This is a genomic window from Dietzia sp. DQ11-38-2, assembly GCF_014145055.1.
Lineage (GTDB): Bacteria > Actinomycetota > Actinomycetes > Mycobacteriales > Mycobacteriaceae > Dietzia.
Map to the genome: position 1 here is coordinate 1 of NZ_JAALDW010000491.1, position 12,758 is coordinate 12,758.

A 12,758-nucleotide genomic window follows, 5' to 3' on the forward strand; every position below is an offset into this window, starting at 1 on the left:
TGAGGCACTCCGCCCCCGGCGGTGATGGCCCACGCCTCGGCCATTGAGTCACCCACGCCAACGAGTTAAGATATGCGCATCAATGCATATATAGAGAGGGGCGTTGGAATGGGGATAGGGCACTCACACGGAAGCCACACCCGCGGCTCCGCCCACACCCGCGGCCCCGCCGACGCGCACGGCTCCGCCCACACGCACGGCTCGGTGAGCACGCAACCGTCCGGCCACGCCGGGGCTCGCTACCGGGTGAGGCTGGCGTGCGCCTTTGCTCTGACCTCGGTGTTCTTCGTCGTCGAGCTGATCGCCGGCGTCATCTCCGGCTCCCTGGCGCTACTCTCCGATGCCGGCCACATGGGGGCGGACGTGGTGGCGCTGGGCGCAGTGCTCGCGGCCACGGTGATCGCTTCGCGTCCGGACCGCTCCGGCCGACGGACGTTCGGCCACTATCGGGTGGAGATCTTCGCCTCCGCGCTCGCGGTCCTCATCATGGGCGGAATGGGCGTGTACGTCCTGGTCGAGGCGTTCAGCCGGTTGGGTTCGGACGCGCACGTCGCCACCGGGACCATGCTGATCGTGGGTGCGATGGGACTGGTCGTCAACGTCGTCTCGCTACTCCTGCTGCGCAGCGGTTCATCGGAGAGCCTCGCGGTCCGCGGCGCGTATCTCGAGGTCCTGGCCGACGCGGCCGGATCGGTGGGGGTGATCGCGGCCGCGCTGCTCATCCGGGCCACCGGATCGACCGTGTGGGATCTCGTGGTGGCCGTGGCGATCGCCGCGTTCATCGTCATCCGAGCGGTGATCCTCGGTCGACAGGTCGTCGCGGTGCTGGCCCAGCACGCGCCCGCCGGGGTCGACCCCGCTGCGGTGGAGTCCGAACTCGCGTCGGTGCCCGGCGTGGAGGGGGTGCACGACCTGCATCTGTGGACCCTGACCTCCGGAATGGATGTCGGGACGGTCCACCTGGTGATCGCCCCCGGGGCGCAGCACGCCGGAATCCTTGAGGAGGCGCGGCGCGTCCTGCGGGAAGCCCACGGAATCGAGCACGCGACAGTCCAGATCGAGACCGCCGGCGTCGTGGAGTGCCGCGCTCTGGGATGGTGAACTCGGCGATTCGGAGAGCGGCCAGGGCAGACACAGTGGACAGAGCAGACACAGTGGACAGAGGGGGCGACGGTGCCGGAGGGTGATTCCGTTTACAGGGTGGCCAAGCGGGTCGACCGGGCGTTGGCCGGACGGACCCTCGACAAGTCCGAGCTGCGAGTCCCCCGATTCGCAGCGGTGGACCTGCGGGGCAGGGCCGTGGTCACCGCCCGGTCCCGCGGCAAGCACCTCTTCGTCGTCGTCGGCCCCGACGCGCAGGGTCGGGACCCCGTCACCCTGCACATCCACCTGAAGATGGAGGGCCGCATCCACATCCATCGTGCGGGAGAGCGGTGGCGGTTCCCCGCGCACACCGTCCGGCTGCTTCTGCGTGCGGGTGACGTCGAGGTGGTGGGCACCGAACTCGGAGTGCTGCGCGCACTGGACCCGTCCGAGGCCGATCGGGCGGTCGACCACCTCGGCCCCGATCTCCTGGGGCGGGACTGGGACCCGGACGCCAGCGTCGCGGAGGTGATCAGGCGAATCGGTGAGCGGCCCACCCGGACGATCGGGGAGGCACTGTTGGACCAGAGGAATCTCGCCGGGATCGGCACCGTCTACCGCGCCGAGCTCTGCTTTCTGCGAGGCCTCGACCCGAGGGAGCCCGTCGAGGCGGTGCCGGATCTGCGCGCGGTGGTGGTCCTCGCCCGGCGGATGCTCCTCGCCAATGCCGACCGCTCCGTCCGGGTCACGACCGGCGACACGCGCCGCGGGAGGGAGCTGTGGGTGTACGGGCGGGACGGCAAACCCTGCCGCAGGTGTGGGACCCAGGTGGAGACGTTCCGACTGGGTGGTCTCGCCGACCCCGATGAACCGAGCGATTCGCTCGATCGCATCGCCTACCGCTGCCCGTCGTGCCAACCGGGGCGTGCCACACTGGGGCCATCGCCAACGGAGGAGAACCTGTGACCGACCGCAACACGATTCTGATCACCGGAGCCAGCGCGGGTCTCGGCGAGGGTATGGCCCGTCGCTGGGCCGCGCAGGGCAAGAGCCTGGCGCTGTGCGCCCGCCGCCTCGACCGCCTCGAGGAGCTCCGCGCCGAGCTCGTGGCCGCCAACCCCTCGATCACGGTAGCGGTCCGCGAACTCGACGTGGCTGATGGCGACGCGGTGGAGCGGGTGTTCGGTGAGCTCGACGCGGAGCTCGGAGGCATCGACCGCTTTGTCCTCAACGCCGGACTCGGGAAGGGGGCGTCCATCGGCACCGGCAAGGCGCACGCCAATCGCGAGACCGCGATGGTCAACGTGATCGGCACCCTCAACCAGGCCGAGGCCGCGATGGAGCTCATGAACAAGAGGGGTGAGGGGCACCTGGTGTTCATCTCGTCCGTGAGCTCCCTGCGCGGTATGCCCAAGGCCCAGAACACCTACGGCGCCACCAAGGCGTTCGTGTCCTCGCTGGCGCAGGGCCTGCACGCCGAACTCGACAGCGCGGGCAGCCGCATCAAGGTCACCGACATCCTCCCCGGGTACATCCGCACCGACATCAACCGCTCGGTCAAGACCTCACTGATGACCGAATTCGACGAGGGCGTCGACGCGCTGGTGAGGACGATCGACGCCGAGCCCACTCGGGCACTCGTCCCCGCCAAGCCCTGGAAGGCGATCGGTCCCCTGTTGACACTCCTGCCGGAGAAGATCAGCCGCAGGTTCGTCTGACCTGCTAGAAGGGCGGCGGGCTGAGGAGGTCGTCGAGTAGGGCCCGGACCTCGTCCTCGACCGTGCTGACCACGGGCGCGTTCCGCCGCCACCAGCGACCGTGGTCGACGAAGCGGGTGTCCGCCGATCCATGTGCGCGGGCGCGCTCGGCGTTCAGGCGGAGCGCTCGGCGAGACCAATAAGTGGGCTCCGGCCGTGCTTCACCGCCTGTGGTGGTCGGGTCCGGGTTTCGCTGCTGTTGCCTATTCCAGGCCTGGGACTCCGCGCGGGCCTGCTCGCGGCGGTAGGCCCCGAGCGGCCCGGAGGGTCGGGTCGTCATGGTCGCCCCATCGGGGGTGACGACGGTGAGACCTCCCTCGGGCTCCAGGTTGTAGATCCAGTCGGAAAAGGTCTTGAACCGGTGGTGACGCCGACACAGACACATGAGGTTGTGCTCTTCGGTCGGCCCGCCCCGGGCAGGGTCGGCGTGGTCGAACGGTCGGACATGATCGATGTCACAATCATCGGCTGGAACCGCACACCCGGGGTGGCGGCAGGTTCCGTCGCGCAGCCTGATGCGGCGTGCCAACTCGGCTCCGGGCCGGTACTTGAGGCCGCGGCCGGCGTCGTCGGCGGCACCGATGCGGGGGTCGACCTTCTCGACGCTGGCACCGTCGCTGATGTTCAGCATGTCCAGCAGAGCCTGAAGCGCGGCCTCGCCCGTCCGGGTGAACTCCACCCGCACCCCGTCGCCGTCGGCACCGGGGTTGTCCGCGCCGGTGTTGCCGGGAGCGATCACGGTGACCTTGGGTCGCAGCGGCGACACGGGATGGTCCGAACTGCCGGGCTGCGGGCTGTCGCCACACACGAGTGACAGCAGCGCGTCCGCGCGGCGTTCGGCCTTGGAGTAGTAGTAGTCCGGGTCCGGCTGGCCGGTCCCCTCGGTGGTGGCGGCGGCGGCTTCGGCGGCGGCGTGTTCGGCAGCGCGCTGGTCGATCGCCTCGGCGAGGACCGCCGCCTCTTCGGTGGCAAGGATGGCCGACACGGTGGACATGCCGTCGGCGCCCTTGTTGATGCGCACTCCGCGGGCACGGCTGGCGTCCTCCTTGCGCCTGCGGATGCCGTCGGCGTCGTGTCGGGCGATGACCGCGTCCACCGCATCGCGAATCGCTCGCGCCCCGAGGCGTTCGCCGGCCTCGATCGCGGCCAGGTAGTCGTCGACGACATCCTGTTGAACCTGCGGGAGGACCGAGGGATCGACGGTGGCCATCTGGCGGGCCAGCAGTTCGGCGGCGCGCTGGTCCAGGCGCCCTGAGGCCAGGGCTGCGAGGACGGCGGGGTAGCGCTGGTGCAGGTCCGCGGCGAAGGAGACCATCGATTCGGCCCGCAGGGTGGAGACGGCCATCGCTGCCACCACGTACCCGGTGGCCACATCGAACGGGTCGACCACCGCGTGGCCGGGCGGGGACTCCGGGCCGGCGCCCGAGTGGTCGCGGCGCAGGCACTCCAGCAGCAGGTCGTAGCAGGCCGACAATCGCCGGGCAGCGGCCCGGTTCTCCGCCTCCCAGCCGGCACGAACCGAGGTGGTCAACCTGGTCAGCGGATCGACTCCGGAGGAGCCGAGGGAAGCGCTGCCCGTGAACGGGTTCTCGTCGCCGTCCATACCGCACCCCCCGTCACCATCGAGTGTCCGACGCCTATCGAATGTACGTTCGATACTACGCACACAGGTTCGAATGTTCAAGGGGTGTGGACTGGTCATCGCCGAGACTCGGGCAGGCGAGAACGCAGGCGTGCACGCAGGTCAGCGCTACGGCCCGGTAGGCGGCCCGGTCAGCGGGTGGGGCGCGCCTCGGGGCCCACCACGTCGAACAGCATCGCTGTGAACTGGCCCTGCGCCTCGAGCTGCCGACGGCGAAGACGGAGCCGGCGGGGCAGCAGGGGACGCCCGGAACCGAGGACGACCGGACACTGGTGGATCCAGACCCGGTCGAGCAACCCCCGGTCGGCGAACTGGCCCGCGAGGTCGCCACCACCGACCACCCAGACATCCCCGCCGCCGGCGGCATCGACCAGGAGGGGGTGCAGATCGCCGACGTCACCGGCGACGAACTCGACTCCGTCGACGGGATCGAGATCGCGGTGGGTGACGACCCAGCTCGGCACGGAGTAGGGCCAGACGAACGGTCGGCCGTCCTTCGTGAGGTCGCGGCGCACCCACTCGAACGTGTTGACCCCGCAGACGAGTGAACCGACGCCGGAATAGAAGCGGTCGAAGTGGAGGGCGGGGAGCGCGGGGTCGGGCTCGGTCGGTGTGCCACCTGTGGGATCTGCCCCGCCGGAGGTCGCGAACAGCCAGGAGAGGCTCTCCTCGTCGTCGGCGATGTACCCGTCGAGGCTGGTGGCGGTGCAGTAGACGGTGCTCATGCGGGAATGATCGCACCGGGGTACGACACCCGGTTACGAGCCCTTCGTGGGCGAGGAGGGCCGACTCAGCGGCGACCGCGGGCCTCGCGGTAGATCTCCACGAGAGAATCCGTCGAGGAATCGAAACCGTCTCCCGGGTGCCTCTCGGCGGTCAGAGCCCGCAGGAGCTCGCCGGCCTGCGCCTTACCCAGCTCGACCCCCCACTGGTCGAAGGCGTTGATGCCCAGCACGGCGGCCTGGGTGAACACCACGTGTTCGTACAGCGCGATGAGCTGGCCGAGGACCCCGGGTGAGAGCGACGGGGCGAGGATCGTGGTGGACGGCCGGTTGCCGGGCATGACCTTGTGGGGCGCGAGCTCGGGGTCGACCCCCTCCGCGAGCACCTCCTCCTCGGTCTTGCCGAACGCCAGCACGCGGGACTGGGCGAAGAGGTTGGCAACGAGCATGTCGTGCATCGAGCCGGCGCCGTCCGCGGCGGGCAGGTCCGTCACCGGGCGGGCGATACCGATGAAGTCCACCGGGACGAGCTGGGTGCCCTGATGCAGGAGCTGGAAGAAGGCGTGCTGGCCGTTGGTGCCGGGCTCGCCCCAGTAGACCTCACCGGTGGGGTAGGAGACGTCGGAGCCGTCGAGCCGGACCGACTTGCCGAGGGACTCCATGGTGAGCTGCTGCAGGTAGGCGGGGAAGCGGAGAAGCCCTTGGGCGTAGGGGATCACGGCCTTGGACTGGGCTCCGAGGAAGCAGGTGTACCAGATGCCGAGCAGGGCCATGAGGACCGGCGCGTTGTGCTCGGGTGCCTCGGTCGCGAAGTGCAGGTCCATGGTGTGGAAGCCCTCGAGCAGCTCCACGAATGCCGCCGGTCCCACCGTGATCATCACCGACAGGCCGATCGCCGACGACACCGAGTACCGGCCCCCGACCCAGTCCCAGAACTCGAACATGTTCTCCGCCGCGATCCCGAAGTCGGCCACCTTCTCGGTGGCGGTCGACACCGCCACGAAGTGGGACGCGATCGCGTCCTGTGACCCGAGCGCCTCGACGAAGTGCCGGCGCGCGGCATGGGCGTTGGCCATGGTCTCCTGCGTGGTGAAGGTCTTGGAGGCCACGACCACGAGAGTGGTGGCGGGGTCGACCTCGGAGAGCACGTCCGAGAGGTCCGCAGGGTCCACGTTGGAGACATAGCGTGCGCGGACGCCCGCGGTCTGCAGGTGGCGCAGGGCCCTGTCGACCATCACGGGACCGAGGTCCGAGCCCCCGATGCCGATGTTGACCACGGTGTCGATCCGCGCCCCCGTGTGCCCCGTCCATTCGCCGGAGCGGACCCGCTCGGCGAAATCGGCCATCCGGGTGAGGACCCCGTGGACGTCGGCCACCACGTCCCGTCCGTCGACGACGAGCTCGGCGTCGGCGGGGAGACGGAGCGCGGTGTGGAGGACGGATCGGTCCTCGGTCGTGTTGATCCGGTCACCCCGGAACATCGCGGCCCGCTGCGCCGGCAGACGGGCGGCGTGGGCCAGCTCGGTCAGCGCGCTCATGACCTCGTCGGTGACCAGGTGCTTGGACAGATCGATGTGTAGGTCGCCCGCGGTGACCGTCATGCGGCGACCCCGCTCCGGGTCGGCGGCGAACAACTCGCGGAGGGTCACGCCACCGATCATCGGAACGAGGCCCTCGATGTCCGACCACTGCGGGGTCGTGCTGATGTCCGTCATAACCGCTCCTGCCCAGTCTCGCCGCCCGGGGGTCGCCCGCCGTCCGTATGCGAGGCTAGTCGGGAATACGGGGGCCGCGTTGTCCGTTCCACACACGTGACCCCCATGACTCCTCCGTCCGACTCCTCCGTCTCGCCCCAGGTGGAACGACTGGTCGAGCTGGGCGTGCCCGGGCTCGCCGGGATCACCGCCGGGCGGCTGCGGGAGCACGCCGCGTCACTCCCCGCCGACGTGGCCGTGGGAAGGCCGGTGCTGGCGGTCCACCCCTCGTTAGTTCCCACCGCTCAACTCGTGAGCCTGCTGCGACGTGAGGGTAGGGCCGGTTTCGTCGTGGTCGACATGTCCGACCTGGCCGAGTTCACACCGACCGACGACGTCCGGGTGCCGGACGCCCCGCTCTACCTGGTCGATGACGTGACACGTGACGACGACATGCTGGGCTGGACCCCGACCGACGCGCACGCCGAGTTCGCCCGGCGGGGGCGCACTCCGCTGACCATCTCCGAGGGGGTGAGCTGGCTGCTCCAACAGCCGGAGATGCTCGAACCCGGCAGGTGCTTCATGTGCATCGGGTCGCGGAAGCGCAAGGCCGACGGAGCGCTGGACGCCCGGACCCCGGCACTGTGGATCAGCGGGGGGACGGGCCGCGACGGTCGGGAGAGCAAGGGGGCCCCGAAGGTGGGCTGGTGCTGGGCGAACAACCACCACACGTGGTTGGGGTTCGCCTCCACCGCCGGACGCGTCGGTCCGGGTCTCAGCCCAGTCGCCCGCGACCCAGGCGCAGGAGCATCCCCGCGAGGGTCTGCCCCTCCTGGCCGAGGGAAGAGAAGCGCTCGTAGACCTTGAGTTCGCGGGTGTGGACCAGCTTGGTGCCGCCGGACTTCATCCGCGTGCGGCCGATGCGCTTGGATATCTCGCTGCGGCGGACTATCGCGTCCAGGATCTCTGCGTCCAACCGGTCGATCTCCAGACGGAGCTCCTGGATCTGGGCCTCGGACAACGGATCGTCCGTGCCGGCGGGGTCAGGGTTCATGTCGTAATCATCCCACTCTCTTCCGCTGGACCCTCAGGACAGTCTAATGTTGCCGCCCGTGGACAACTTGAACACGCTTCTCGCGGACATCGGATCCGTGATCTGGGGACCATTCGTCCTCATCCCGCTGCTGCTCGGCACCGGCCTGTTCCTCACGATCAGGCTGCGCGCGATCCAGTTCCGCAAACTGGGCCCCGCGCTCAACCTGGGGCTGCTCCGGCGCCGGGACGACGGCGGCGCGGGTGACATCAGCCAGTACCAGGCGTTGACCACCGCGCTCGCCGCGACGGTCGGCGTGGGCAACATCGTCGGTGTCGCGACGGCGATCTCCCTGGGCGGGCCCGGCGCGCTCTTCTGGATGTGGGTCACCGCCCTCGTGGGAATGGCCTCCAAGTATTCGGAGGCCTTCCTGGGGGTGCGGTACCGCGTGACCGACGCCCGTGGCGAGCAGTCCGGTGGTCCGCAGTACTACCTCCACCGGGGATTCGCCGATCTGTTCGGCCGGACCGGCGCCCGGGTGGGACTCGTCCTGTCTCTCGTCTTCGCGGTGTTCGCGGTCCTGGCGAGCTTCGGCATCGGAAACATGACGCAGGGCAACGCGGTGGCGGCCCAGCTCGACAACTCCTTCGGCATCCCCGTCGTGGCCTCCGGCGTGATCCTGTTCGTCCTCACCGGTGCGGTCCTTCTCGGCGGCATCAAGTCCATCGGCCGGGTCACGGCAGGGTTCGTCCCCCTGATGATCGTGCTGTACCTGCTCGGCGGGATGGTCGTCCTTGTGCTCAACGCCGACGCGATCCCCGGGGCGTTCGGGCAGATCTTCACCGAGGCCTTCACCGGCACGTCCGCGGTGGGTGGCTTCGCCGGTGCCGCGATCATGTACGCCATCCAGATGGGCGTGGCGCGGGGCATCTTCTCCAACGAGTCCGGTATGGGCTCCGCGGCCATCGCGGCCGCCGCGGCCAAGACCACCCACCCGACCCGTCAGGGCCTGGTGTCCATGACCCAGACCTTCATCGACACCATCATCGTCGTCACCTTCACCGGCCTGGTGATCGTCACCTCCGGGGTGTGGGAGCGGGGGAGTGACACGGCCGGCACCATGACCGCCGACGCGTTCGCCGAGGCGATGCCGTACGGCGACAAGCTCGTGGCGGTGGCGATCGCGTTCTTCGCCTTCTCGACGATCCTCGGCTGGTCGTACTACGGCGAGCGGTGTGTCGAGCGACTCGTGGGCGCCGGGGGGGTCATTCCCTACCGGATGGTCTTCACGTGCGTGGTGTTCGTGGGTGCGGTCGTCGAGCTCGAGGTTGTGTGGAACTTCGCCGACGTGATGAACGGCCTGATGGCCATCCCGAACCTCATCGGACTCCTGGTCCTCTCCGGTCTCATCGTCCGCGAGACGAAGCACTACCTGGACAACGATCCGACTCTGACGGCGACGGCAGCGCAGGTCGAGGAGTTCATGGGGGACCGCCCGCGCTGAGATCGGGCTGTCGGAGCGGGTGGGTAGATTGGACACCACGATGACCCACTCCGCCTCCGCTCCAGCCAGCGTTTCAGCTCCAGCCAGCCGCACCTCTGTCGATTCGCCCCTCCTCGACGGGCTCAACCCACAGCAGGTCGCCGCGGTCACGCACCGCGGCGGCCCGTTGTTGATCGTGGCCGGCGCGGGCTCGGGTAAGACCAGCGTGCTGACCAGGCGGATCGCCTACCTGCTGGCCGAGGGGGGCGCGCACCCGGGGCAGATCCTCGCCATCACGTTCACCAACAAGGCCGCCGCGGAGATGCGGGAGCGGGTCTCCGGCCTGGTGGGTTCCCACGCCGAGCGGATGTGGGTGGCCACGTTCCACTCGATCTGCGTGCGGATCCTGCGCGCCCAGTCCGCGCTCCTGGGTACCCGCAATTCCAACTTCACGATCTACGATTCGGACGATTCCCGTCGCCTGCTCGGCATGATCGCCAAGGAGCAGAACCTCGACATCAAGAAGTTCACGCCGCGGATGCTCGCCGCGGCCATCTCGAACCACAAGAACGAACTCCGTGAGCCGTCGGAGGCCATGGATCGTGCGCTGGAGGACTCGGACCGGACCGGGCAGACGGTCGCGGCGGTGTTCACCGAGTACCAGGCGCGGCTACAGGCGGCCAACGCCTTCGACTTCGACGACCTGATCGGGGAGACCGTGGCGCTGCTTCGGTCGCACCCGGAGGTGGCGGCCTACTACCGGCGCCGGTTCCGCCACGTCATGGTGGACGAGTACCAGGACACCAACCACGCCCAGTACATCCTCGTCCGCACTCTGGTCGGCGGGGCGGCGGGGGCCGGTGACGACGCCGCGGCCGGGGTCGCACCGGCCGAACTCTGCGTGGTGGGAGACGCCGACCAGTCCATCTACGCCTTCCGCGGGGCCACCATCCGCAACATCGAGGACTTCGAGCACGACTACCCGGACGCCCGATCAATCCTGCTGGAACAGAACTACCGCTCGACCCAGACGATTCTCTCCGCCGCCAACGCCGTGATCTCCCGCAACCCGGGCCGGAGGGAGAAGAACCTCTGGACCGACGAGGGAACCGGCGAGTTGCTCGTGGGATACGTGGCGGACAATGAACACGACGAGGCGCGGTTCATCGCCGGGGAGATCGACCGGCTCGTGGACTCCGGGGTGGCCGGGTATTCCGACGTGGCGGTGTTCTACCGGACGAACAACTCCTCCCGTGTGATCGAGGACGTGTTCGTCCGCCTGGGACTGCCCTACAAGGTCGTCGGGGGCACCCGGTTCTACGAGCGCAAGGAGGTGCGCGACGTGGTCGCCTACCTCAAGGTGCTCGCCAACCCGGACGACACGGTGGCTCTGCGCCGCATCCTCAACACGCCGCGGCGGGGGATCGGCGACCGCGCGGAGGCCTGTGTGGTGGTCCACGCCGAACAGCGGGCCATCGGCTTCGGAGAAGCCCTGCGGGACGCCGCCGAGGGCAGGGTGGCGCTGCTGCCGACGCGATCGGCCAAGGCGATCGCGGGGTTCGTCTCGCTGCTCGATGAGCTGCGTGGGGGCATGGCCGGCTCAGACCACCCCGGAGGCGAGGATTCGGCCCCCGACGTCGGCGCCCTGGTCGAAGCCGTACTGGAGCGCACCGGGTACCGCGCCGAGTTGGAGGCCTCCAACGACCCGCAGGACGCGGCGCGGTTGGACAACCTCAACGAGCTGGTGGGTGTGGGCCGGGAGTTCTCCTCCGAGGCCGCGCTCCAGCGGTCTGCGCGGGAGCTGGGTTTCGGCGACCGCGAGGCCGATCTGGACGAGGGCCTCGCCGAGCCGGGTTCGCTGGCGGCCTTCCTCGAGCGGGTCTCGCTGGTGGCGGACGCCGACCAGATCCCCGATCAGGACCAGGGGCAGGTCACCCTCATGACCCTCCACACCGCCAAGGGCCTCGAGTTCCCGGTGGTGTTCCTCGTCGGGATGGAGGACGGCCTGTTCCCGCACATGCGTGCCCTCGGGGATCCGGCGGAGCTGTCCGAGGAGCGGCGGTTGGCATACGTGGGCATCACCCGCGCCCGCACGCGTCTCTACCTGACCCGCGCGATGATGCGTTCGTCGTGGGGCCAGCCCATGACCAATCCCGGGTCTCGCTTCCTCGAGGAGATCCCCTCCGAGGCGATCGAGTGGCAACGCGAGGAACCGGTCGGCGGCGGAGGGTTCGGCGATTCCGACTCGTACGCGCCGCGACGCCGATTCGGTGGTGGCGGTGCAGGGGGTGGCTACGGTTCCGGTGGCGGGTTCGGCTCCGGTGGCGGACGCTCGTCCGGGATCCCCAGGGCGAAGTCCTCCGCGCCCACCATGGAATTGGCGCCGGGGGATCGGGTGACGCACGACAAGTACGGGCTCGGCAAGGTGCTCACGTGCGACGGGAGCGGTCCGCGTGCGACGGCGACGATCGACTTCGGCGCGTCGGGGACGGTGCGACTGATGCTGATCGGGGGAGTCCCGATGCAGAAGCTCTAGTGGGGGACCTGCCGGGGGCCGGCTGCCCCGAGGTCAACTGCCCCGGGGGTCTACTGCCGCGGGGTCAGCTGCCGAAGGGGATGGAGCTCGAACCCTCCACGCTTCCTGCGCCCGCGAGGTAGATGCCGTGCTGGGCCAACCAGATGACGGGGTCGACGTGCTGGGACCCGTTGTTGAGCAGCACCTCGAAATGCAGGTGGGAGCCCGTCGAGAAGCCCATGTTGCCCATGCCGGCGATCCGCTGACCGGCGTAGACGCGCTCCCCCTCACGGACGTCGAGTGACTCCATGTGTCCGTAGACGGTCATCGTGCCGTCGTCGGACATGATCCGGATCCAGTTCCCGAACCCTTGAGCGGGGCCGGAATCGATCACCACTCCGTCGGTGGCCGCGAGGATCGGCGTGCCGTTGGAGTTGGCGATGTCGATCCCCGCGTGCATCGCGCCCCACCGCATGCCGAAACCCGAGGTGAAGGTTCCCTCGGCGGGAAGAGCCACCTTCGGACGCCGGGCCTGCTCTTCGGCGATCTCACGCTGGGTGTTGATCTCCGTGCCGGCGTAGAGCATGGCCGACTGCGCGTTCTCGGCTGCCGAGTCGAGGGCCGAGACGACCACGGGCTCGGGGAGGGAGGGTGTCGCGGGAGTGGAGGATGACGGAGCGTCGGGCGCGCCGGTCGCCGGGGCAGCCTCGCCGTTGGCGAGGAGGGCGATGTCGCCCGCCTCGGCGGAGTGGGTGCCCACGACGTCCATGACCGAGCCCGCAGAGGCTGCCGACACGGCGGCACCGGCGGCGACGGCCAGAACGGCGGA

Annotated in this window: 11 protein-coding genes; 6 read left to right on the forward strand and 5 right to left on the reverse strand. The window is 69.4% G+C overall.

The genetic code is table 11. The features are described from left to right. Window positions 1-204: 204 nt before the first annotated feature. The 3 genes from G6026_RS15310 (at window position 205) to G6026_RS15320 (ending at window position 2,801) form a co-directional block, all read left to right on the forward strand. Window positions 205-1,101 (forward strand): cation diffusion facilitator family transporter, encoded by an 897-nt coding sequence (locus G6026_RS15310; RefSeq protein WP_107758171.1) that lies wholly within the window; start codon window positions 205-207, stop codon window positions 1,099-1,101. Between the two features lie 72 nt (window positions 1,102-1,173). Further along, entirely contained in the window at window positions 1,174-2,049 is an 876-nt protein-coding gene (locus G6026_RS15315; RefSeq protein ID WP_182613681.1) for a DNA-formamidopyrimidine glycosylase family protein, read from the forward strand. After that, window positions 2,046-2,801, forward strand: a complete 756-nt coding sequence (locus G6026_RS15320) for an SDR family oxidoreductase (protein WP_182613682.1) — start codon at window positions 2,046-2,048, stop codon at window positions 2,799-2,801. The genes G6026_RS15315 and G6026_RS15320 overlap by 4 nt, the downstream gene beginning before the upstream one ends. A gap of 4 nt (window positions 2,802-2,805) precedes the next feature. On the opposite strand, the gene G6026_RS15325 is transcribed toward G6026_RS15320, so the two are convergent. The 3 genes from G6026_RS15325 to pgi all read right to left on the reverse strand — a co-directional run bounded on the left by G6026_RS15325 (window position 2,806) and on the right by pgi (window position 6,919). Then, window positions 2,806-4,443 carry an HNH endonuclease signature motif containing protein gene (locus tag G6026_RS15325; RefSeq protein ID WP_182613683.1) on the reverse strand — a complete coding sequence of 546 codons (1,638 nt, stop codon included), beginning with the start codon at window positions 4,441-4,443 and terminating at the stop codon, window positions 2,806-2,808. 170 nt (window positions 4,444-4,613) lie between these two features. Beyond that, window positions 4,614-5,207, reverse strand: a complete 594-nt coding sequence (locus G6026_RS15330; protein WP_182613684.1) for a dihydrofolate reductase family protein — start codon at window positions 5,205-5,207, stop codon at window positions 4,614-4,616. Window positions 5,208-5,272: 65 nt separating this feature from the next. Continuing rightward, window positions 5,273-6,919 carry a glucose-6-phosphate isomerase gene (pgi, locus tag G6026_RS15335; RefSeq protein ID WP_107756999.1) on the reverse strand — a complete coding sequence of 549 codons (1,647 nt, stop codon included), beginning with the start codon at window positions 6,917-6,919 and terminating at the stop codon, window positions 5,273-5,275. A 105-nt stretch (window positions 6,920-7,024) separates the two neighbouring features. On the opposite strand from pgi, the gene G6026_RS15340 reads away from it, so the two are divergent. Then, entirely contained in the window at window positions 7,025-7,765 is a 741-nt protein-coding gene (locus G6026_RS15340; protein WP_228548998.1) for a DUF5701 family protein, read from the forward strand. On the opposite strand, the gene G6026_RS15345 is transcribed toward G6026_RS15340, so the two are convergent. Then, complete coding sequence (locus G6026_RS15345) at window positions 7,674-7,952, reverse strand: chorismate mutase (protein WP_107756998.1); 279 nt, start codon at window positions 7,950-7,952, stop codon at window positions 7,674-7,676. The genes G6026_RS15340 and G6026_RS15345 overlap by 92 nt on opposite strands. Before the next feature lie 46 nt (window positions 7,953-7,998). On the opposite strand from G6026_RS15345, the gene G6026_RS15350 reads away from it, so the two are divergent. Further along, window positions 7,999-9,435: a sodium:alanine symporter family protein gene (locus G6026_RS15350; RefSeq protein ID WP_107756997.1), complete on the forward strand. Its 1,437-nt coding sequence runs from the start codon at window positions 7,999-8,001 to the stop codon at window positions 9,433-9,435. 40 nt (window positions 9,436-9,475) lie between these two features. Further along, entirely contained in the window at window positions 9,476-11,950 is a 2,475-nt protein-coding gene (locus tag G6026_RS15355) for a UvrD-helicase domain-containing protein (RefSeq protein WP_182613685.1), read from the forward strand. Window positions 11,951-12,014: 64 nt separating this feature from the next. Here G6026_RS15355 and G6026_RS15360 read toward each other — a convergent pair whose 3' ends face one another. After that, window positions 12,015-12,749: a M23 family metallopeptidase gene (locus G6026_RS15360; RefSeq protein ID WP_241728125.1), complete on the reverse strand. Its 735-nt coding sequence runs from the start codon at window positions 12,747-12,749 to the stop codon at window positions 12,015-12,017. Window positions 12,750-12,758 lie beyond the last annotated feature (9 nt).

Bases quoted from the DNA above. Each gene is read 5' to 3' on its own strand.
- G6026_RS15325 (WP_182613683.1), bottom strand. From the start codon at position 4,443: ATGGACGGCGACGAGAACCCGTTCACGGGCAGCGCTTCCCTCGGCTCC.
- G6026_RS15330 (WP_182613684.1), bottom strand. From the start codon at position 5,207: ATGAGCACCGTCTACTGCACCGCCACCAGCCTCGACGGGTACATCGCC.
- pgi (WP_107756999.1), bottom strand. From the start codon at position 6,919: ATGACGGACATCAGCACGACCCCGCAGTGGTCGGACATCGAGGGCCTC.
- G6026_RS15340 (WP_228548998.1), top strand. From the start codon at position 7,025: ATGACTCCTCCGTCCGACTCCTCCGTCTCGCCCCAGGTGGAACGACTG.
- G6026_RS15345 (WP_107756998.1), bottom strand. From the start codon at position 7,952: ATGAACCCTGACCCCGCCGGCACGGACGATCCGTTGTCCGAGGCCCAG.
- G6026_RS15350 (WP_107756997.1), top strand. From the start codon at position 7,999: ATGTTGCCGCCCGTGGACAACTTGAACACGCTTCTCGCGGACATCGGA.
- G6026_RS15355 (WP_182613685.1), top strand. From the start codon at position 9,476: ATGACCCACTCCGCCTCCGCTCCAGCCAGCGTTTCAGCTCCAGCCAGC.